Origin of the sequence: Paenibacillus sp. FSL H7-0756 (assembly GCF_038006765.1) — a bacterium.
In the GTDB taxonomy this organism is placed as follows: Bacteria; Bacillota; Bacilli; order Paenibacillales; family Paenibacillaceae; genus Paenibacillus_AQ.
Window position 1 is genome coordinate 342599 of sequence record NZ_JBBOVT010000002.1, and the last position, 20606, is coordinate 363204.

Below are 20606 nucleotides of genomic sequence, written 5' to 3' on the forward strand. Positions count from 1 at the left end.
CGTGAGGATTGCTCAATGTGGTATACTTCGGGAAACCAAATTTCATGCATCTGACACTTTGATCTCTTAATCTCACAATGGGTGAAAGAAATCTTGTGAGAAAAACTCACATACCATTGACACGCCATATAAGGAAATGTACAATGAGATGAGAAAAAGATCATTGGAAGGTTGGATGAGTCATGGGTGATGAAATCCGCAGAAATATGGCATTATTTCCTATTGGAATCGTAATGAAGTTAACTGATCTATCCGCCAGACAGATTCGTTATTATGAGCAGCACAGCCTGATCGTACCTGCACGTACCTCCGGCAACCAGCGTTTGTTCTCTTTTAATGATGTGGAACGTCTGCTTGAGATCAAGGCGTTGATTGAGAAGGGTGTTAACATTGCCGGCATCAAGCAGGTGATGAATCCTGTCTCGAAGGAATCTGAAGAAGCTACGGTTATTACCCCTGATACAGAGGTGAGACGTAGAGAGTTGTCTGATTCGCAGCTTCACCGTCTGCTGAAGCAGGAGCTGGTTTCCGGTAAAAGACCGGGACAAGTGTCTCTAATCCAAGGTGAGCTATCCCGGTTTTTTAATAAATAATATAGAGCTGTTGAAAGGGAGAGGGTAACGTGAGCTTTACTAAAGAGGATATTCTGCGCATTTCCAAGGACGAGAACGTCCGGTTTATTCGCCTGCAATTCACCGATTTGCTGGGAACAATCAAGAATGTAGAGATTCCTGTAAGCCAGCTTGAAAAAGCACTCGACAATAAAATGATGTTCGATGGCTCTTCCATCGAAGGTTATGTACGGATTGAAGAATCCGACATGTATCTGTATCCGGACCTGAGCACCTGGGTTATCTTCCCTTGGGTGACTGACAGCCGTGTGGCACGTCTGATTTGTGATGTGTACATGCCGGATGGCACGCCGTTTGCCGGAGACCCGCGCGGTATCCTTAAGCGTTGTCTGCAGGAAGCGGAAGAAATGGGCTTCACCGCTATGAATGTTGGACCAGAGCCGGAATTCTTCCTGTTCAGAACAGATGAGAAGGGCAATCCGACTACAGAGCTGAATGACCAGGGTGGTTATTTCGATCTTGCGCCGATGGATCTTGGGGAGAACTGCCGCCGTGAAATCGTATTGACACTGGAAGAAATGGGCTTTGAAATTGAAGCCTCCCACCATGAAGTGGCTTCCGGCCAGCATGAAATTGACTTCAAATATGCCGATGCTATCAAGGCAGCGGATCAGATTCAGACCTTCAAGCTTGTCGTGAAGACGGTAGCCCGCCATCACGGCCTGCATGCAACCTTTATGCCTAAGCCACTGTTTGGTATGAACGGATCTGGTATGCACGCTCACCAATCCCTGTTCAAAGGCAAAGAGAATATGTTCTACGATGAGAGCGATAAGCTGGGCCTTAGCAAGACTGCCCGTTATTACATGGCAGGGATTCTGAAGCACGCACGTGCTTTTGCAGCGATCACTAACCCGACTGTCAACTCTTACAAACGTCTGGTGCCTGGTTATGAAGCACCTTGTTATGTAGCTTGGTCAGCAAGTAACCGCAGCCCGATGATCCGTATTCCGGCTTCGAGAGGACTTAGCACACGCGTTGAGGTTCGTAACCCGGACCCAGCAGCTAACCCTTACCTTGCACTGGCTGTTATGCTGAAGGCAGGTCTGGATGGAATCAAGCGTCAGCTCGATCTTCCAGCTCCTATCGACCGTAACATCTATGTGATGTCTGAAGAAGAGCGGATCGAAGAAGGCATCCCAAGTCTGCCAGCCGATCTGAAGGAAGCCCTGAACGAAATGATCCGCAGCCACGTGATCACAGAAGCCCTCGGCGAACACGCCCTGGCCCACTTCTACGAGCTGAAGGAAATCGAATGGGATATCTACCGCACCCAGGTCCACGAGTGGGAAAGAGATCAGTACATGACGCTTTACTAGGATACAGCAGCCCCCGGCGCTATACGCGCTGGGGGCTTTTTTGTGTTTGGTTGGCGGGAACAGTAGGGGCCAAAATTAATAGTGCCCACAAAATGCCCACAAATACTGGTGGGTGTTTATTCGAGGATTGATTTCATGTGGGCTTCATATTTCTCTAAGCGACTGGAATTGAAGCTTAGGAGTGTACCGGATTGGATCTGCCAATCATGAGGTTATTATGCGGACGGTTCAGGTCAGTGGGCTTGCCCAGGCTGTGGGAAATGGCATTACTTCACTGGATAAAGGGCCACTGTTTGAAAGTCTGAGGTGAAATGAGAGAAGTATAGGTCAAGGCCGAAGTCCATCGTTCCGACAGAATCACCAAGCGCAGCAATGAACCTTTAGATTGAATCGAATTTTTGAGCAAGGTTAATATCCTTAAGAACTGCTTCACCAAATTTTTTAATGTCTTTAATGCTGCTGTAATAAGAAAATTCTTTGGCTGAGGAAAAAACCGTGAGCAAAAATACTTCTTTATCAGGTTGTTGTATCCATTTCCATTCAAACGATTCATCATAATGTGAGAAATATCCATCATAAGAATCCATCGGGAAGTTATTGAGCATCTCAATAAATTTGTTTAATGTAAAATTAGTCCATCCTACTTCACTAGTCATGCTGTTTCCATCTTCAGTATTCGATACTATAAATCTACAGCCTTGATCAGGTCTATTATCATAATAAACAAATTTCATATTCAAATACTTATTACTGTTATAATAGTCTTTTAATTTAGCCACATTATAACCTCCGTTTATATTACAAGAACTAAGCAACGTTATAGTAGGTTGGTTCACTGATTCGTAAAACGATCTACTATATCAATGATATTATTACTTCATAGAAATATGTACAAACACAGAAGGCCAGGAAGCTTTTCCTGCCTTCTATTTTTTTGTCATGAATAAACCAAGCCACCATAAATAAGGGGCTAATAGTCCCCACCTGAGCGCGACGGAGTTGTTTTATATTGTGCTGAAGACATACCAAAAAAACAGGCTTCCCAAAAATAGCACAGCCGTCATGCCAAGCAGCACTCCAATAATGACTTTTTCAGATCTGTTATATTTCTTCACAATGTCCTCCGATGTTCTTAGATTATTCTTCAATAGGAACCGAGGAACGGAAGGCATACCATAGCAATCCATAAGCTATTCCGAAGTAAAGGAGTATACCGAGTATGGATATGGACAGAAGAATGAGGATAACTTTATTTCCGTTCATACATTTACCTCCTAAATAAAAAAACTCTCCCGATTTTTAGTGTGGGGGAGAGAGTGAAGATGAAGACGGAGCAAAGCCCTTACATCATAATATAAAGGAATTAAAACTCCAAATCAAATCATTTTACATACTATTCCATCTCCTATATACTTAACCAGAAGAGAATTCTAGTGGCAGACATGGGAGCGGATGATGAAGAATACATATAAGATTATGCTTTCGCTGATGCTGGTGCTGACGTTGATGGGTCAGGTGGCAGGAGCTGAAGGAGTGGCTGTGCCTGCAGAGACCCAAGAAAGGCTTGTGGAGCAATATGGGCTGGATGCGCCGCCTCCGCCGGTGTGGGATTGGAGCAGCGTTGATGTCGGCGTGAGTGGAATTACAGGTGGGATGCTGTTCGTGTACCGGATGATGTTGAATCCGCTGGGAGTCCTGTTGCAAGAGATGCTGTATATTCTGTAGCTGAGGGGGAAAAGAATGAATTCGCGTTATGATACGCCAAGTCCTGCACGCAGAGTCCGCAGGAGATCTGGCGGTAAGTCGTTACTGGTCCTTATCCTAGTTCTGATTGTGATGGCTGTTACGAATCCGGGGAAGGAAGCTTTCAGTGAATATTCTGTAAAGAATCTGGAGAATACGCTAGATCAGGAAATAGGAGACGGAATTAGCAAGCTGGTGGCCCAGCCTGTAATTGAGTCTTTGACCAAGAGGGATAACTACATTTTGTTCTCAGTATTCAGTGTACCGGACCTTAAGAATACCAATTTTTTTACCGGGGATGGCGGGGCTACTAAGAAGTATATCGGATTGTTCAAAATCCTTTTTATCAAGCTCTAATTATGGTTTACATATTGTTCCATAACCCGGTATAATTGAATAGATTGTTGGGGTAAATCTATTATCATGGTTGTGGAACAAGGAGGAACGAAGTTGAATACGGCTTATAAAGTACTGTCCAGTGATGCTGATCTATTCGCTGCCGCACTGGCACAGGTACAGGTCTACGTCGTTCAGCTGGTTGATGGCAAACCGCATGTGATTGCTGATTATGCCGGACCTGTACAGAAATGGACACCGGAGTACATAGTGCTGGCCGGAATGACTTATAGACGCGATGAATTTGAATTCCGGGTGCGGTTGAACAAAAAGTAAGCAGATTACCTGTCCGCTGCTTGCAGCTCTAACATTACTGCCGAATCACACAAGCTTTGGAGCGATTCTTGGCATCTCTTATACTATCTAAGTGTAAAAGAGGTGTAAAGATGAGCCAAAGAGAACGTAACCGGATTCGCAGAGCCATTAATGTCCTGCTGACACAGCGGGCTGTCCTGCTGGAGAGACTGGAAGAAATCAATGAGAATCTGCGCAGAGTGCCTAGAGGTTCGCGGGCCAGAAGAGAGCTGCTGGCAGCCAGAGAATCAATCCGCGAGGCCATCCGTTTGAATACGGTGGCTATCCGTCTATTGAGAAGTGTGCTGTAGTCTGTATCCGCTCTAATTTATAGGAGTCACAGGAACCCTTGGGGCGCAATCTGGCGTCTCAAGGGTTTTTGTGACGTTCCTATTCCCGGATGGTGACACGGGTACCTATGGGAACGAGGGCGGCCAGAGTCAGTACATCTGCGTTATACATACGAATACAGCCGTGAGAGACCATGTGGCCGATGGAGGATGGGTCATTGGTTCCGTGGATGCCGTAATGCGGCTTGGACAGTCCCATCCAGAAGGCACCGAACGGGCCGCCCGGATTGGGCTGCTTGTTAATGATGGTGTATTCGCCTACAGGCGAGACGGTTAACATTTTGCCGATGCCGACAGGGAAGCCTCTGGTGACAACGTCATTATCCAGCAGGTACAACATGCGCTGTGACAGATCGACGATAATTCGATAATTGGGCATACAGATCAGCACTCCTTTATATCAGGATATGTGCGGAGCGGTACAGCGGTTCACAGAAAAAGTGGCCAAAAAGCAGAATACAAACATTTGTTCGCGCTCTGCTTTTTGGCCACTTTACGAAATGAAATGAACAGAAAACAGGCTGCTTCGCATGGTGCGGAGCAGCCTGTTCTTAAGCGGGGAGTAGATTAGTGGATATCGCGGAATAATCCGATGACCCGGCCCAAAATCGTAACGCGGTTAAGGCGGAGAGGCTCGTACGCCGGATTCTCCGGCTGCAGCCTGATATGATCCCGTTCCTTGTAGAAGGTCTTGACCGTTGCTTCATCTTCTTCGGTCATCGCTACAACAATATCGCCGTTGTCGGCAGTCTGCTGCTGGCGTACGATGACATAATCCCCATTCATAATTCCGGCATCCACCATACTGTCACCAAGGACAGAAAGCATAAATACCTTGTTATCGCCTACATAATGAGCAGGCAACGGGAAGTAATCTTCAATATTCTCTGTTGCAGTAATAGGAACACCAGCTGTAACCTTACCCACTACCGGGATGCGGGTAACGGTCTGGACGAATTGATGCACATTCTCTGAATCTTCCTGGCCGAGCAATTCAATCGCACGCGGTTTCGTAGGGTCACGGCGGATCAGGCCCTTCTTCTCAAGCCGGTCCAAGTGCCCATGCACAGTAGAACTGGAGGCCAGGCCGACAGCCTCGCCAATCTCGCGGACAGACGGAGGATAACCCTTGCTGCGGACTTCATTACGTATAAATTCCAGGATCGCCAGCTGACGACTAGAAATCTTTGACATCGGTATCAACCCCATATACTATGTTTGGGAAAATTATAACATAGAACTTCCGTTCGTACAAACATAAGTTCTAAAATGAGGAAAAAACGAGAACGGAAATAAAGAGAACAAATGTTCCGAAAAAACTCTTGTTCGAAACACATGTTCGTGTTATATTATTTTCGAAAGCAAGAACATGTGTTTGGAGGATGATGATCATGTTAAAGTATAGTACATACAACAGCATCTACAATAATGACGATATCAAGGTGTCCGCTCCCGGTAATCCAATTGCTCATAGTAATGTAACCAAGGTCAAGGACAAGATTCTTCATAGTCTCGCTGCGCTATCATCACTATTCCGTCAGGTCAGCCTGATGAAGATGGTCCTGGTGCTGATGCTTGTCATTTCTGGATTCACTGTAGTGGGGAATGTTTTTGCCGGTTCGGTCTCTTCACTGAAGCCGGATAAGCGGATCGTAGTCGAACGCGGAGATACCTTATGGAGCATTGCGTTAAGTAACAAGCCTGAGGACATGAGGACAGCCGTATATATAGAAGGAATAATGAAGACGAATCATTTGGAGAACAGCGTCATTAAGGCCGGAGATATTCTGACTTTACCTTTATATTGAAGGATTGTGTCAGACTAATGATCGACTCGGAGAGCTTTCAGGGGGTAGACCTTGACAAGCTCTTTTTCTCATGGCAAAGTTAAAATGAATTTAGAGGGAGGGAAACGTATTGAATATTGACGAATTGGTCGCACGCATCAATGAATTGGCACGCAAAGCTAAGAACGGCGGCCTGAATGAAGAGGAACTGGCTGAACGTGCCAAGCTCCGCGAGATTTACCTGGGGAATATCCGCACTAACTTTCGGGCCCAGCTTGATACTATCGAAATTGTGGACAATCCGGAGCATGAAGAGGGCAATAATGGACTTAAGCATTAGCCTGTTGCCTTTTCATAGATAATACAGGATGACTAGGGGGAACTTACATGGCCCGTTCTTGGGAAAGAATGGTTCAACGCAACACGAAGCAAATTAACCAGCAAAGAAAGAAGCAGGGGAAGGACTCTATTTACACTTCCAGCACTAAGACTGCCGCGAAAAGCATCGATATTTTCAAAGGCCGCAATATTGTATTCCCCGTAGTACTGATGCTGCTTGGCATCATGTTCTGGGTGGTCGGCTCGATTGACGAAGCTAAAGGAAGCGGTATTCTGGCCAACTGGCTGGGTGTAGTGCTGTACTTCCTGCTCGCTGCGCTGCTGTTCTTCCGCCGTCCGTTCCTTAAGGTTGAGCGTGCGCGTATCTCTACTATTAAATACAACCGCGAACGTTTCCTGGCTGCGGCGGATATTGAGAAGATCACTTTATCGCGCAGTGTAGTTACCATTAAGTATAAGGGTAAGCGCAAGCAGTGGATTTTCTCCAAGCTGATTAACCGTTATGACACCGCTGCGATGGGGGAACGTCTGGAGCAGTTCGCCAAGAACAACAATATTGAACTAGTGCACGAATAGGAAGACAGACCAGCATATAGGGAGTGGGAGAACTAATGCCGATTACCGCCGTACTATTTGACCTTGACGATACTCTGCTGTGGGATGACCGCAGCGTGGAAGAAGCCTTCCGCTATGCTTGTGAGGCGGCTGGAGATTCCGTTGATCCGCAGGAGCTGGAAGCTGCTGTACGCAGAGAAGCCCGTGCCCTCTATGAATCCTATGAGACATATCCGTTCACCAAGCTAATCGGTATTAACCCATTTGAAGCGCTATGGGCGAATTTCACTGCCGGTGAACAGCCGGAGTTCCGTCAACTGGAACAGCTTGCCCCTGTCTACCGTAAGGAATCCTGGCGCCGCGGCCTCGCCGCACTCGGGGTAGAGGATGAAGCGCTGGCTGCACAGTTGGCTGACAAGTTCGCCGCTGAGCGCCGCAGCCGTCCTTATATCTATGAAGAGACGCTTCAGGTGCTGAACGAGTTGCGCGGTAAGGTCAAGCTGCTGCTGCTGACGAACGGTTGTCCGGCACTTCAGCAGGAGAAGCTGGACGGTGTGCCGGAGCTTACTCCGTATTTTGACCATGTTGTGATTTCGGGAAGCTTCGGCAAAGGCAAGCCGGACAAGGGAATCTTCGAGCATGCGCTCGGACTGCTGGATATTGCTCCAGAGCAAGGGATCATGGTGGGCGATAAGCTTACGACAGATATTCTTGGCGGATTGTCTGCCGGACTGACCACAGTCTGGATCAACCGGAATGCGAAAGCTTCGGACCCGGAGATTACGCCGGATTACCAGATCAGCCATCTCTCCGAGCTACTGCCGCTGGTAGACTCCCTATAATTGAATTCTATGAAGCCAGTATCCTATTTAGTGGGTATTGGCTTTTTTATGTATCTGCTATATTGTTTGAACTTGAAAATATACTGTAAAGGGAAAAGTGGCGGAGGAGAATTTTGGAACTGTAGGAGCGTTAGCGTCCGCCTTTGTTACCGGATTTCAACCGCTAGCAGCGGTTTAATTCAAGAAATCTGGGAACAACAGCGGCCGGAGGGCCAAACATTCTTTGGAGTCACGGCAATCCCAATACAAACACTTTGAATCAAAGATATGACTATTCTCATGTTCATGAGTGAATCATGCAGCTTTTTTAAGGCAAATTGAATAAAATGTGTATAATAAGGAGAGCAGAGATCTGACTTTCATTGTAATATAGATTTGATATGTTTCATGCTTGATATGTTTCATGAATGAAGAAGAATCTACCTATGAACCGGGAGGACTTCAGATGATGAAGCCAAGAATGCGCAGGGGACTTATATGTATTGTGATGGGGATGACACTAGCCGGATGCTCGGGGAATAAGGAAGATGAGATGCAGATGCAGATGCAGGCAGCGGCCAATTCCTCCATGTCACCGATTAAAGTGGAGCTGAGCTGGACTCCGGAGGAAGTAACCGCAGGGACGGCAGTTAGCTTCAAGGCTGTGGTGACACAGGACGGTGAACCGGTAGATGATGCTAGAGAAGTTATGTTTGAGGTAAATGAGTCCACAGATAAGACCAAGAAGGTTGAAATCAAGGGTGAAAGTGCCGGAGAAGGGGCTTATGTCGGGGAACATACCTTTGAAGAGGCGGGCGAATTCAGCGTCACTTCACATGTGACTGCCCGGACACAGCATTCCATGCCAAGCAAGAATCTTGTGGTAGCGCCGTAATAGGAATGAAATCAATAGAAATACAAATAATGCAGGGTGGAAAGGAAGGCTTTCCGAAATCCCTTTATTCTGCTAAAATTACTCTAATGTTTCACTGGGGGGATGGAAAGTGGCCAAATACACACTTGCTGAGAGCTTGCAGCAGCGCATATTGATACTGGATGGAGCTATGGGTACCATGATTCAACAGGTGCCGCTCACCGGCGAGGATTTCGGCGGGGATGACCTGGATGGTTGTAATGAAATGCTGGTCCTGACCCGGCCGGAGGTTATTCAGGACATTCATGAGAAATACCTGGAGGCCGGTGCGGATCTGATCGAGACGAATACCTTCGGTGCCACCTCAGTGGTGCTTGCTGAATATGATATTCAGGACCGTGCCCGGGAGATTAACCTTGCGGCCGCGAGACTTGCACGTAATGCCGCTGATAAATATGATACACCTCAGCGCCCGCGTTATGTGGTAGGAGCTATGGGTCCGACCACGAAAACGCTCTCTGTCACCGGGGGAGTCACATTCAAGGAGCTTATAGACAGCTATGAAGAACAGGCGGTTGCGCTGATCGACGGTAAGGTGGATGCACTGCTCCTGGAGACATCCCAGGATACCCTGAACGTGAAGGCTGGAAGCATTGGCATCCGTAACGCCTTTGAGAAGAGCGGAATTACGCTGCCGGTGATGATCTCGGGGACCATTGAGCCTATGGGAACCACACTGGCCGGACAGAATATAGAAGCCTTCTATATTTCACTGGAGCATCTGAAGCCGGTATCTATCGGACTGAACTGTGCCACCGGACCGGAGTTCATGCGTGATCACATCCGTTCGCTCTCCGCGATCTCTTCAGCAGCTGTCAGCTGCTACCCGAATGCGGGTCTGCCGGATGAGAACGGGAATTATCATGAATCCCCGGATTCCTTGGCCCGTAAGCTGGGCGGCTTCGCTGAGAAGGGCTGGCTGAATATTGCCGGCGGCTGCTGCGGAACCACGCCGGAGCATATCCGGGCGATGGCTGAGGTCATGGCAGCCTACCCGCCGCGTAAGCTGGACGGCCAGCATCCTCCGGCTTTGTCGGGGATTGAGCCGGTGTATGTGGAGAGTGAGAACCGTCCATATATGGTCGGTGAACGGACCAATGTCCTCGGTTCCCGGAAGTTCAAGCGTCTAATCGTTGAGGGGAAATATGAGGAAGCTTCGGAGATTGCCCGTGCCCAGGTGAAGAGCGGCGCACAGGTCATTGATGTCTGTGTGCAGGACCCGGACCGGGATGAGACGGAAGATATCATGCGGTTCCTGGAGCTGGTGGTGAAGAAGGTCAAGGTGCCGTTAATGATCGATACGACGGACCCGAAGGTCATTGATCTGGCCTTGCAATATTGTCAGGGCAAAGCGATCATTAACTCCATTAACCTTGAAGATGGTGAAGAGAAATTCGAGCATGTTACGCCTTTGATTCATAAATACGGAGCAGCGATTGTTGTAGGCACCATCGACGAGACCGGTCAGGCCATCCTGGCTAAGGACAAGCTGGAGGTTGCCAGACGTTCCTATGATCTGCTGGTCAACAAATACGGTCTGGCTCCCGAGGATCTGATTTTCGATACCCTGGTGTTCCCTGTTGGAACAGGGGATGAGCAGTATATCGGCTCTGCGAAGGAGACGATTGACGGTATCCGTCTGATTAAAGAGGCCATGCCGGCTGTTCACACGATTCTCGGCATCAGCAATGTCTCCTTCGGTCTGCCGGAAGCCGGCCGCGAGGTGCTGAACTCGGTATTCCTGTACGAGTGCACTAAGGCCGGGCTGGATTATGCCATTGTGAACACCGAGAAGGTGGAGCGGTATGCATCGATCCCTGAAGAGGAGCGCAAGCTCGCTGAAGAGCTGATCTATAATACGAACGACGATACCTTGTCTGCGTTCGTAGCAGCTTTTCGCGGCAAAAAGGTAGAGAAGAAGGAGAAGATCTCCAATCTCTCTCTGGAGGAGCGTCTTGCTTCCTATGTGGTTGAAGGCACCAAGGAGGGACTGATCCCGGATCTGGATGAAGCGCTGAAGACCTCGCCGCCGCTGGAGATCATTAATGGACCGCTGATGGCAGGGATGTCTGAGGTCGGACGGCTGTTTAATAACAATGAATTAATCGTGGCAGAGGTACTCCAGAGTGCGGAGGTCATGAAGGCCTCTGTAAGCCATCTGGAGCAGTTCATGCAGAAGGATGAGACTTCGGTTAAGGGGAGAATCATGCTTGCGACCGTCAAGGGTGATGTGCATGATATCGGCAAAAACCTGGTTGAGATTATTCTCTCCAACAACGGTTATGAGATCGTCAATCTGGGGATCAAGGTTCCGCCAGAGAATATTATTGAGGCCTTCCGCAAGGAAAAGGCCGACGCCATCGGCTTGTCGGGACTGCTGGTGAAGTCGGCGCAGCAGATGGTGCTGACTGCGCAGGATCTGCGGTCCGCCGGTATTGATGTGCCGATTATGGTGGGCGGCGCAGCTCTGACCCGCAAATTCACCAAGACCCGAATCCGTCCCGAATATGACGGTCTCGTCTTATACGCGAAGGATGCCATGGATGGTCTGGATATTGCCAACCGGCTGATGAATCCGCTGGAGCGGGTGAAGATTGAGGAGGAGGTCCGCCAGGAGGCTGAGGCTGCTGTAGCTGTCGCTCCGCAAGCGCCGCTTCCCGAGCTGACCCGTGCGGTCCGCTCCAAGATCTCGGCAGATGCCCCAGTGTTCATCCCGCCTGATCTGGAGCGTCATGTCCTGCGTAATTATCCGCTGGGACATGTGATTCCTTATGTGAATATGCAGATGCTGCTCGGCCATCATCTCGGCCTGCGCGGTTCTGTAGAGGCGCAATTGGCAGCGCGTGACCCGCGTACAGTAGAATTGAAAGAGACTGTGGATGATATTCTGCATCAGGCGATGCTCGAAGGCACGATCGTGCCGCATGCGATGTACCAGTTCTTCCCGGCCCAGTCACGCGGGAATGACATTCTGATCTATGATCCGCAGGATCAGGCTAAGGTGCTGCATACCTTCACCTTCCCGCGCCAGAATGTGGAGCCGCATCTCTGCCTTGCAGACTTCCTGAAGCCGGTGGAGAGCGGAGTCATGGACTATGTAGGCTTCCTGGTGGTTACTGCGGGCCATGGCGTCCGTGAATTATCGACGGTGCTTAAGGATAAGGGAGATTATCTCCGCTCCCATGCTTTGCAGGCAGTCGCTCTTGAGGTCGCAGAAGGTCTGGCTGAACGTGTCCATCATATGATGCGCGACACCTGGGGGTTCCCGGACCCGGCAGATATGACCATGAAGCAAAGACACGGCGCACGTTACCAGGGGATCCGGGTATCCTTCGGCTACCCGGCCTGCCCGGATCTGGAGGATCAGGGGCCTTTGTTCAAGCTCCTGAAGCCTGAGGATATTGGCGTGCAGCTTACTGAGGGCTTCATGATGGAACCGGAGGCTTCGGTCTCGGCAATGGTCTTTGCCCACCCGGAAGCGCAGTATTTCAATGTGGAGAAGCTCTAAGCCTTCCGCAGATTAACCGGCCGGAAGGGGCTTTGCCCCGACTTTTCGGAACCTCCCGTTACCGGGAGGTTTTTTGCTGCAAATATAAGAATGTATATGTTCACGATATACGGCAAAGCCGATTCCACTTGAAAAGATGCTTTTGCAGCCAAAACAGAGTAGAATTCTTGTCATAAGAACGGTCAAGATCTCAAAAAATAATAAAGACATCAGGGCGAGAGAGAGGAGGGGCATAATGGAAATCTATTTTCTCGGAACGAATGCCGGGGTGCCGACGCTGCAGCGCAATGTGACGTCGGTTGCACTCCGGCTGCTTGAAGAACGGCGCACCTTCTGGATGTTCGACTGCGGGGAAGGGACACAGCATCAGGTGCTGCGCTCGCCGCTGCGGCTGGGCAAGCTGGAGAAGCTGTTTATCACCCATCTGCACGGTGATCATCTGTTTGGATTGCCCGGACTCATTTCCAGCAGGGGCTACCAGGGCGGGACTTCACCGCTTACGGTGTACGGACCTCCCGGGCTCAAGGCCTATCTGGACATATCGCTGTCCGTCAGCCAGTCCCGCATTCCATATAAGCTGGAGATTGTGGAGCACAGCGGCGGGGTGATTTTTGAGGATGAGACCTTTAAGGTGGAAGCGGGACTGCTGGAGCACCGGATTGACAGCTATGGTTACCGGGTTACAGAGAAGGACAGCCCGGGTAACCTGAATACAGTGTTGTTGAAGAGCTATGGACTGAAGCCGGGACCGCTGTATGGCCGGTTAAAAAAGGGCGAGGATATCACTACCGATGAAGGCGTGCTGATCCGGGCGGCTGAGGTGATTCATGCGCCTAAGCGCGGACGTATCGTAGTTATTCTGGGAGATACCCGGCCTTGTGCGGGGTCACTGCCGCTGGCGCAGGATGCCGATCTGATTATTCATGAGGCCACGTTTGCCCATGAACTGGCGGATATGGCTCATCAATATCATCACAGTACGGCACAGCAGGCTGCGGAACTGGCAAGGGAGGCAGGCGGGGCTGAGCTGCTGCTGACCCATTTCAGCTCGCGTTACACTTCGCAGGAGGAGCTCGCTCCGCTGCTGAAGGAAGCGCAGGAGATCTTCCCGAATACACTGCTGGCGGAGGAATTCTGCACCTTCCCGGTCTACCGGAGAACACCGGGAAATGACGCTGCGGACTGAATTATTTTCCGGGAAAGCGCAGGAAATGACAGGGCTGTGCCAAAAATAGCCGGGGGCTGCAGGAGTTCGCTAGCGTTCGACGAAGAACGTTAAATTTAAAGTAAAACCTAAGGAATAAGCGTACGAAGCAGTAGAGAAAATGCCGAAACAAAGCGGTTAAAAATCGCAGGCAGGCGGGCAATAAATCCATTCGCAGCGCGCTTCCATGAGAAGCTGCCGCTGCTCTGAAATATAGTTCATAGGATTAATAATATATAGGATGAATCACTTAGCTCGAGTTAACAGGAGGACTTATGAACAATATCGGAGGCTTGTTAATTGATCTGGACGGCACCTTGTATCATGGCGGAAGAATGATTCCCGGGGCCCAGCGGCTGATCGCGGCGCTTCGGGCAGCGGAGATTCCGTTCCTGTATGTGACGAACAATTCTTCAAGAACACCAGCCAGTGTAGCTGAACATTTACGCGGAATGGGTATTGAAGCAAGACCTGAGGAGGTCTGCACTTCATCCCTGGCTGCGGCCCGTTATATTGCCGGAGAATCTCCTGGAGCAACCGTGGCGATACTTGGAGAAGAGGGGCTGGTGGAAGCCTGCACGGAGGCAGGGCTAACCCTGGTCACCGAGCATCCGCAGGTTGTCGTGCAGGGGATCGACCGTTCTTTTACATACGAAGCTCTGGCCCGTGCCTCGCGCTGGATCCGGGAAGGGGCGAGATTCGTCCTGACCAATCCCGACCTGATGCTCCCATCCGATGATGGAGTGATGCCTGGTGCCGGTACGATAGGTGCAGCTATTGAAGCAGCCAGCGGGGTAGCGCCTGTGGTCATTGGCAAACCCGAAACGCACCTGGTGACGTATGCGACATCTCTGCTCGGCATCAAGCCGGAGGATGCGGTGATGGTGGGCGACAATATGAGAACGGATATTTTGGCGGGGGCTAATGCAGGCTGCCGGACTGTGCTGGTGCTAACGGGACTTACCACCAGGGATAATCTGGAGCATTACCAGCAGCTGACCGGAGTCAAGCCTGATGAAATTTGTGCTGATTTAGCTGAACTTATGGTACTGCTCGGTGTATAATGACAAAGGTGACCTTTTGACCATCCAAGAAGGGAAGATGACAATATGCCGGAATTGCCGGAAATGGAGAATTACCGAAAGCTGCTTAGCCAACATCTAATAAACGTACCCATTACAGGGGTAACCGTAAATAGAGAAAAGACCATCAATATGGAGACTGAAGAATTCGTGAAGGGGCTGGTCGGTGCCCGAATTGTATTTGTGGAACGCCGTGCCAAGCATATCCTCTTCCATCTGCATGACGGCCGCAGACTGCTGCTGCATCTGATGCTGGGCGGACTACTGTTCTATGGTACAGAGGAAGAACGTCCTGACCGTACTACACAGGTTGAGCTGGCGTTCGGTGAGCATATTCTCTACTTCATGGGACTGCGGCTTGGGTATCTCCATCTGCTGTCCGTCAAGGAAGGCGAAGCGGCAATGGGGAAGCTTGGACCCGAGCTGCTGGACCGCCGGATGACGGCCGAACGCTTCGCCGGACTGCTCAAGGGACGGCGCGGCGCGCTGAAGAGTCTGCTGGTTAACCAGCATGTAATGGCTGGGATCGGCAACTGCTATGCCGACGAGATTGCTTATGAAGCGCGTCTGCTTCCGTCCACGCTTGTTCAGAATCTGTCACCGGAAGCGGTGACCCGGCTGTACGACAGCGTGCGTAAGGTATTAACCGAAGCCACTGAAATTGGCGGGTATATGGAAATGCCGTTCATGACCGGCGACACCGTGACCGGTTCTTATAATGATGCCTGTAAAGTGTATGACCGTGAAGGCGAGCCTTGCCTGCGCGGCGGGGGAACCATAATGAAGATAGAGCTGTCCGGACGCAAGGTATTCTATTGCCCGGATTGCCAGCATGACGCATAGCAGCCCCTTTATAGGGGCGCATGTCAGCATACGCGGCGGGTACGGGCAGGCTGCCCGGTCTGCCAGGGAGAGCGGTGCTGCTTGTTTTCAGTATTTTCCGAAGAACCCCCGCAGCCTGAAGCCAAAGCCGGTAGACTACCGCGATGCAACCAGCTGCGCGGAATACTGCCGTGAGCAGGGGATGGCTTCTATTGCCCATACCCCGTATCCGACGAATCTGGCTGCTGGACCGGGTGATAGAGACGTGATGATTGCCTCCCTGCGCAACGATCTGGAGATTGCTGAGGCGTGCGGATCGGTGGGCATTGTGGTGCATTTCGGACATTTTGCCGGCATGGAGCCGCTAAAGGGTTATCAAAATATTATTCAATGTATGAACGAGGTGCTGGCGGACTGGACGGGACATACCAAGCTGCTGCTTGAGAATATGGCAGGGAATCATGGACATGAGGGTATGACGCCAGAAGAGCTGGTCAAGGTCCGTGAGCTGTGCCTCTACCCGGAGAAGATCGGTTTTTGCTTCGATACCTGCCATGCTTTCGCGGCGGGCATCTGGAATCCGGAGAAGACGGAGGAGCTTATCGTACGGGGTGAGCGGCTGGGGTACTGGGCGAATCTGGCGGCTGTGCATTTGAATGACTCCCGGTTCCCCTTCGGCTCCAGGCGGGACAGGCATGCCGGAATCGGCAGCGGATATATCGGGGAAGCGGCGCTTAGCCGGCTTTTGAAGATGGAGGCTCTGGCTGATAAAGTGATCGTTATGGAAACAGAAAAGGGACCGGATGGCACCCACAGAGCGGAAATTGCTGCTGTGAGGACCTGGTTTGAGACGGGGGATGACGGAGGATGAAGGAAATGAATCAGCCGGAGTTGCTGGAGCTGCTGGCCACGAAGGGCGAGCCGCTTGTCCTGTTCCTGCATACCCCGCTATGCGGAACCTGTAAGGCAGCGCGGCGGATGATAGAGGTGGCGGAGCATCTGCTTCCGCCTGGCCTTTTGATTGCGGAGGGGAATGTGAATAGGCTCCCTGATCTGGTGAACACCTATCAAATCTCAAGTGTGCCTGCTCTGCTGGCCGTATCTGCTGACCGCAGCGCTGAACCGGACATCATCTATTCCATACACTCTGTTGAACGGGTGCTGGCATACATAAGGAGAGTGACATTATAATGATATCATTACAACATCTGTCCCTGCGCAGGGACGAGAGCCAGATTCTTGACGATGTATCGCTTACCATGAAGCAGGGGGAGAATTGGGTCATTCTCGGACGTAACGGCTCCGGCAAAACCACCCTGCTGGAAATGATGACCGGCTACCTGTTCCCCAGTAAGGGTTCTGTTGAAGTGCTGGGGTATAAATACGGTCAATGTGATCTGCGCGAGGTGCGCAAGGAGATTGGTTATATCGGCCCGTCCCTGATGGAAAAGCTCTCCCTCACCGACCCTGTCTGGGAGGTTGTCGCTACTGGCGCCTATGCGTATTTACGCTTCTACCAGGAGATTCCGCAAAGTGTGAAGGACCGGTCGCTTAAGCTGCTGGAGGAGATGAACCTCGGCGAACTAGCCTATCATCCGTTCGGCTTGTTATCCCAGGGAGAGCGCAAGAAGGCTATGCTGGCCCGCTGCCTGATCGCAGAGCCTAAGCTGCTGATTATGGACGAGCCTTGCGCCGGTCTTGATTTATATGAACGGGAGAAAATGCTCGCCGAGATCGACAAGCTGCGTCAGCATAATGTTGGAGTGGTGTATGTCACCCATCATGTGGAGGAGATTGTTCCGCTCTTCACTCACGTGGCGCTGATCCGTGACGGGAAGCTTGCAGGTGCCGGTCCCAAGGAAGAGGTGCTGACGCAGGAGATGCTGATGGCTACCTACGATCTTCCGGTGACGGTTGACTGGGACAATGGACGTCCTTGGATTAAAATAAGTTCTGGAGGCTAAGCGATTTGAACGATTTCACAGAAGTTACACCGGAGCAGGATACTGCTACACAGGATAAGATCCTCTCAAGATATATCTGCACGGCGAACCATGGCTTCGCCCCCTATGCGCAGGAGGAGCTTAGACGCCTGTTCGGAGCGGTGAAAAGCACCCTGCTGCTGCCGGGAGAAATCTTCCTGGCGTCGCTTGAGGCGGAGCCGGAGGAGGTAACGCAGCGGCTGGCACAGAATCTGCCGATCTTCCTGCGCCATATCCAGCCTGTTGATTTCCAGGATACCGGCGATCTGCCGGCTCTGGAACGGCTGGCGGTATTCTTAAGCCGGCATGCGGAGCTGGAAGGCGAGAAGGTATCGCTGCATGTCCGTAAAGGCCCGTCCTCCTTCTGGGAGCAGAGTCCGGGCGAGCTGCGCGAGTGGCTGCAAGCCAGGCTTGACAGCCTGGGTGCCGAATTCACAGTGCAGGAGCCTGCCTGGGTGATCTCCGTCTATGCGGACGGTGATGCGCTGTACGCCGGGGTATCCCGGCCGGAGGCGAACCTGTCCAGCTGGAATGGCGGCATGATCCGCTTCCGAAAGGAGGACGGACAGATCTCGCGGGCCAAATTCAAGCTGATGGAGGCGGAGAAGGAATTCGCCATTCCGTTCTACAGCTTTAAGAATGCGGTCGATATCGGCGCTTCTCCGGGCGGCTGGACCTCGTTCCTGCTGGAGCGCGGCCTCAAGGTTACCGCTGTTGACCCTGCACTTATGCACGAATCCTTGCGCAAGCATCCGGGTCTGAAGATTCTGCGCAAAAATGCCGGTGAGGTCAAATTCCGTGAGAATGAATTCGATCTGCTGGTCTGCGATATGAGCTGGAGCCCCAAGCTGATGGCGAAGCTGGTCACAGAGCTGCTGCACAGCCTGACACCGGGCGGCAGCGCAATTGTTACGGTGAAGCTGATGCACAAGAAGCCCATGGCGGTGATCAAGGAGATCATCACCATGTTTGAAGGCCAGCGGATGCAGGTCCAGCGTGCGAAGCAGCTGTTCCACAACCGGGACGAGATTACACTTTATATGATTAAGTATTAATTCATATTTCAGGATTAAGGGAAAGCATCCCGCAGTCTGCACCTCCGGCTTCATGCCGGTTCCGGTGCGGGCAGTGGGGGCTTTTTTTGCGTTATACATTAATCTATAAGAACAGGCGGGGAAGAAATGGAATTCACAGGAAAGCTAAGTCCCGGACAGATGCTGGGAGGGCGCTATTATGTAACCGGGCTGATAGGGACAGGCGGAATGAGCCGGGTATATCTGGCGGAGGATCTACGGCTGCCGGGTATGCTGCGGGCCATTAAAGAGAGCGTAATCCGGGAGGGGAGTTATGGTGCAGGCGCGATTCAGGCGGAAGCAGAGCTGTTAATCTCGCTCCGTCATCCTCTGCTGCCGCAGATTGCGGATTTCTTCCCGCCGGACGCTGAAGGCTACACCTATCTGGTGATGGATTATATTGGGGGCATCACCCTGCATGAGTATATGGCAGAGCAGCCTGCTGCAATGACGGGGGAGCGAATTCTAAGCTATGCGCGGCAGCTGCTGGAGGTGCTGAATTATTTGCACAGCCATGAGCCGCCAATCATCTACAGGGATCTCAAGCCTTCGAATATCATGCTGACTGGGGAGCATGAGCTGAAGGTCATTGACTTCGGGATTGCGCGCAGGCTGAGGAACGGCTCCGGTGAGGACACCGAGAAGCTGGGGACAGCCGGATTCGCAGCCCCCGAGCAATATGGCGGCGGGCAAAGCAGTCCGGTATCGGACCTGTACGGGCTTGGCGCGCTGCTGCTGTATATGGCCTCCGGCGGTGACTTTAGCGCCTGGCAGCCCGGGATGGAGCGGAAGCTGCAGGGGCGTCTCCCGGGCCGGATGATTCCGGTCATCAGACGTCTGCTGCGGCATCACCCGGAGGAACGGTATGGCAGTGCTGAGGAGGTAAGGGCGGCTCTCCGGCAACTGGAGATTGGCGGCGGGGTGGAAGCTGGACATGAACGGACGAACATGCGCAAGGCTGCGGATGACAAGGAGTCGCAGCCCTCTGCTGTGGTGGTGGCAGTATTAGGGGTGTCCCCAGGAATTGGGACCACGCATACATCGCTTGCTGTCAGCCGCTGCCTGTCGCCCGCAGGACGGACGGCATGGGTAGATTGTAATCCCGGTTCGCAGGTATTTAACCGCATGAAGGAAATGGCGGGGAGCCCTGAAATAAGCGTTGTTCAGGGAACACAGGAGCAACCGTTCAACTGGATGGGGGTGGACTACTGGAAGCTTCCCCCTTCGGAGGGACTCCCGCAGCTGCCGGATCAAGCCTATGCTTACATCGTTCTGGATCTTGGAACCGGCGGCGGTGAGGGGGCGCTGGGGGTGTTCACCGGCAGCAGGCTCCCGTTATTGATTGCCTCCGGTGCGGATTGGCGGCTGGAGGATATTCTGCACTGGCTGCGCCGCAGAGGTCTGACTCCCCTGCCGGAATGGCGGATTGGTCTGCCGCTGGCCGGGGAGCATACTGTGGAGCTGCTGGCTTCCCTGCTTGAACCTGCCAGTGTATGCAGCCTGCCGCTTCAGCAGGACCCTTTTCAGAGTAAGGGAAAGCTGGTTCAGACGATCAAGGCGCTGCTCGGACCACTTAAAGGTGCCCGTTTTCCTGCAAAGAATAGTAGATTGTTTCAGAAAAAGAGCTGAATGCTCAGAGATTATTGACGGATTTTCAGAAATCGGGCTTTATTTCTATTTCAGTGCAGGGCGCAGGTGTGCTAAAATGGAGCGATATCTATAATTATTGAACCTCTTGGTATTTACAATATAGAATGGAGCTTGC

23 protein-coding genes are annotated in these 20606 nt (G+C 51.5%); 20 read left to right on the top strand and 3 right to left on the bottom strand.

The window, feature by feature from the left end; translation table 11 throughout:
- Positions 1-182: 182 nt before the first annotated feature.
- Positions 183-593, top strand: coding sequence for a MerR family transcriptional regulator (locus NST04_RS18225; protein ID WP_019910684.1), 411 nt, complete (start codon positions 183-185; stop codon positions 591-593).
- 29 nt (positions 594-622) lie between these two features.
- Entirely contained in the window at positions 623-1951 is a 1329-nt protein-coding gene (glnA, locus tag NST04_RS18230; RefSeq protein WP_036724635.1) for a type I glutamate--ammonia ligase, read from the top strand.
- Positions 1952-2331: 380 nt separating this feature from the next.
- Here glnA and NST04_RS18235 read toward each other — a convergent pair whose 3' ends face one another.
- Positions 2332-2730, bottom strand: coding sequence for a hypothetical protein (locus NST04_RS18235; protein ID WP_341185500.1), 399 nt, complete (start codon positions 2728-2730; stop codon positions 2332-2334).
- Between the two features lie 697 nt (positions 2731-3427).
- On the opposite strand from NST04_RS18235, the gene NST04_RS18240 reads away from it, so the two are divergent.
- From NST04_RS18240 to NST04_RS18255, 4 genes are all read left to right on the top strand, one after another.
- Positions 3428-3676 carry a hypothetical protein gene (locus NST04_RS18240; RefSeq protein ID WP_341185501.1) on the top strand — a complete coding sequence of 83 codons (249 nt, stop codon included), beginning with the start codon at positions 3428-3430 and terminating at the stop codon, positions 3674-3676.
- A 15-nt stretch (positions 3677-3691) separates the two neighbouring features.
- A complete protein-coding gene (locus tag NST04_RS18245; protein ID WP_341185502.1) occupies positions 3692-4051 on the top strand; it encodes a hypothetical protein in 360 nt (119 codons plus the stop codon).
- 93 nt (positions 4052-4144) lie between these two features.
- Positions 4145-4366 (top strand): hypothetical protein, encoded by a 222-nt coding sequence (locus tag NST04_RS18250; protein ID WP_036695469.1) that lies wholly within the window; start codon positions 4145-4147, stop codon positions 4364-4366.
- Positions 4367-4476: 110 nt separating this feature from the next.
- On the top strand, positions 4477-4695 hold the full coding sequence (locus NST04_RS18255; RefSeq protein ID WP_036695468.1) for a hypothetical protein: 219 nt from the start codon (positions 4477-4479) through the stop codon (positions 4693-4695).
- A gap of 79 nt (positions 4696-4774) precedes the next feature.
- On the opposite strand, the gene NST04_RS18260 is transcribed toward NST04_RS18255, so the two are convergent.
- A complete protein-coding gene (locus NST04_RS18260) occupies positions 4775-5113 on the bottom strand; it encodes a L,D-transpeptidase (protein ID WP_341185503.1) in 339 nt (112 codons plus the stop codon).
- 188 nt (positions 5114-5301) lie between these two features.
- Positions 5302-5928 (bottom strand): transcriptional repressor LexA, encoded by a 627-nt coding sequence (lexA, locus tag NST04_RS18265; RefSeq protein ID WP_036695466.1) that lies wholly within the window; start codon positions 5926-5928, stop codon positions 5302-5304.
- Between the two features lie 197 nt (positions 5929-6125).
- On the opposite strand from lexA, the gene NST04_RS18270 reads away from it, so the two are divergent.
- The 14 genes from NST04_RS18270 to NST04_RS18335 all read left to right on the top strand — a co-directional run bounded on the left by NST04_RS18270 (position 6126) and on the right by NST04_RS18335 (position 20470).
- Positions 6126-6542, top strand: a complete 417-nt coding sequence (locus NST04_RS18270) for a LysM peptidoglycan-binding domain-containing protein (protein WP_341185504.1) — start codon at positions 6126-6128, stop codon at positions 6540-6542.
- A gap of 109 nt (positions 6543-6651) precedes the next feature.
- Positions 6652-6861: a DUF896 domain-containing protein gene (locus NST04_RS18275; protein WP_036695465.1), complete on the top strand. Its 210-nt coding sequence runs from the start codon at positions 6652-6654 to the stop codon at positions 6859-6861.
- A 47-nt stretch (positions 6862-6908) separates the two neighbouring features.
- Entirely contained in the window at positions 6909-7436 is a 528-nt protein-coding gene (locus tag NST04_RS18280) for a hypothetical protein (protein ID WP_036695464.1), read from the top strand.
- Positions 7437-7471: 35 nt separating this feature from the next.
- Positions 7472-8257, top strand: coding sequence for an HAD family hydrolase (locus NST04_RS18285; protein WP_341185505.1), 786 nt, complete (start codon positions 7472-7474; stop codon positions 8255-8257).
- Between the two features lie 445 nt (positions 8258-8702).
- Entirely contained in the window at positions 8703-9131 is a 429-nt protein-coding gene (locus tag NST04_RS18290) for a FixH family protein (RefSeq protein ID WP_341185506.1), read from the top strand.
- A 169-nt stretch (positions 9132-9300) separates the two neighbouring features.
- Positions 9301-12678, top strand: coding sequence for a methionine synthase (gene metH, locus NST04_RS18295; protein WP_445667947.1), 3378 nt, complete (start codon positions 9301-9303; stop codon positions 12676-12678).
- A gap of 235 nt (positions 12679-12913) precedes the next feature.
- The gene (gene rnz, locus NST04_RS18300) at positions 12914-13864 is read left to right on the top strand and encodes a ribonuclease Z (RefSeq protein WP_341185508.1); all 951 of its coding nucleotides are present in this window, start codon (positions 12914-12916) and stop codon (positions 13862-13864) included.
- Positions 13865-14157: 293 nt separating this feature from the next.
- The gene (locus tag NST04_RS18305) at positions 14158-14946 is read left to right on the top strand and encodes a TIGR01457 family HAD-type hydrolase (RefSeq protein ID WP_341185509.1); all 789 of its coding nucleotides are present in this window, start codon (positions 14158-14160) and stop codon (positions 14944-14946) included.
- A 45-nt stretch (positions 14947-14991) separates the two neighbouring features.
- Positions 14992-15807: an Fpg/Nei family DNA glycosylase gene (locus NST04_RS18310; protein WP_341185510.1), complete on the top strand. Its 816-nt coding sequence runs from the start codon at positions 14992-14994 to the stop codon at positions 15805-15807.
- On the top strand, positions 15797-16657 hold the full coding sequence (locus NST04_RS18315; RefSeq protein ID WP_341185511.1) for a deoxyribonuclease IV: 861 nt from the start codon (positions 15797-15799) through the stop codon (positions 16655-16657). Before NST04_RS18310 ends, NST04_RS18315 begins: the two co-directional genes overlap by 11 nt.
- On the top strand, positions 16654-16977 hold the full coding sequence (locus tag NST04_RS18320; RefSeq protein ID WP_340993191.1) for a thioredoxin family protein: 324 nt from the start codon (positions 16654-16656) through the stop codon (positions 16975-16977). The genes NST04_RS18315 and NST04_RS18320 overlap by 4 nt, the downstream gene beginning before the upstream one ends.
- Positions 16977-17750 carry an ABC transporter ATP-binding protein gene (locus NST04_RS18325; protein WP_341185512.1) on the top strand — a complete coding sequence of 258 codons (774 nt, stop codon included), beginning with the start codon at positions 16977-16979 and terminating at the stop codon, positions 17748-17750. Before NST04_RS18320 ends, NST04_RS18325 begins: the two co-directional genes overlap by 1 nt.
- Before the next feature lie 5 nt (positions 17751-17755).
- Positions 17756-18823, top strand: coding sequence for an SAM-dependent methyltransferase (locus NST04_RS18330; RefSeq protein ID WP_341185513.1), 1068 nt, complete (start codon positions 17756-17758; stop codon positions 18821-18823).
- Between the two features lie 126 nt (positions 18824-18949).
- Positions 18950-20470 (top strand): serine/threonine protein kinase, encoded by a 1521-nt coding sequence (locus NST04_RS18335; protein ID WP_341185514.1) that lies wholly within the window; start codon positions 18950-18952, stop codon positions 20468-20470.
- Positions 20471-20606 lie beyond the last annotated feature (136 nt).

Coding starts and splice junctions, on each gene's coding strand:
- NST04_RS18225 (WP_019910684.1), top strand. CDS start 183: ATGGGTGATGAAATCCGCAGAAATATGGCATTATTTCCTATTGGAATC.
- NST04_RS18240 (WP_341185501.1), top strand. CDS start 3,428: ATGCTTTCGCTGATGCTGGTGCTGACGTTGATGGGTCAGGTGGCAGGA.
- NST04_RS18245 (WP_341185502.1), top strand. CDS start 3,692: ATGAATTCGCGTTATGATACGCCAAGTCCTGCACGCAGAGTCCGCAGG.
- NST04_RS18255 (WP_036695468.1), top strand. CDS start 4,477: ATGAGCCAAAGAGAACGTAACCGGATTCGCAGAGCCATTAATGTCCTG.
- NST04_RS18260 (WP_341185503.1), bottom strand. CDS start 5,113: ATGCCCAATTATCGAATTATCGTCGATCTGTCACAGCGCATGTTGTAC.
- lexA (WP_036695466.1), bottom strand. CDS start 5,928: ATGTCAAAGATTTCTAGTCGTCAGCTGGCGATCCTGGAATTTATACGT.
- NST04_RS18270 (WP_341185504.1), top strand. CDS start 6,126: ATGTTAAAGTATAGTACATACAACAGCATCTACAATAATGACGATATC.
- NST04_RS18280 (WP_036695464.1), top strand. CDS start 6,909: ATGGCCCGTTCTTGGGAAAGAATGGTTCAACGCAACACGAAGCAAATT.
- NST04_RS18285 (WP_341185505.1), top strand. CDS start 7,472: ATGCCGATTACCGCCGTACTATTTGACCTTGACGATACTCTGCTGTGG.
- NST04_RS18290 (WP_341185506.1), top strand. CDS start 8,703: ATGATGAAGCCAAGAATGCGCAGGGGACTTATATGTATTGTGATGGGG.
- metH (WP_445667947.1), top strand. CDS start 9,301: ATGGGTACCATGATTCAACAGGTGCCGCTCACCGGCGAGGATTTCGGC.
- rnz (WP_341185508.1), top strand. CDS start 12,914: ATGGAAATCTATTTTCTCGGAACGAATGCCGGGGTGCCGACGCTGCAG.
- NST04_RS18305 (WP_341185509.1), top strand. CDS start 14,158: ATGAACAATATCGGAGGCTTGTTAATTGATCTGGACGGCACCTTGTAT.
- NST04_RS18310 (WP_341185510.1), top strand. CDS start 14,992: ATGCCGGAATTGCCGGAAATGGAGAATTACCGAAAGCTGCTTAGCCAA.
- NST04_RS18315 (WP_341185511.1), top strand. CDS start 15,797: ATGACGCATAGCAGCCCCTTTATAGGGGCGCATGTCAGCATACGCGGC.
- NST04_RS18320 (WP_340993191.1), top strand. CDS start 16,654: ATGAAGGAAATGAATCAGCCGGAGTTGCTGGAGCTGCTGGCCACGAAG.
- NST04_RS18325 (WP_341185512.1), top strand. CDS start 16,977: ATGATATCATTACAACATCTGTCCCTGCGCAGGGACGAGAGCCAGATT.
- NST04_RS18335 (WP_341185514.1), top strand. CDS start 18,950: ATGGAATTCACAGGAAAGCTAAGTCCCGGACAGATGCTGGGAGGGCGC.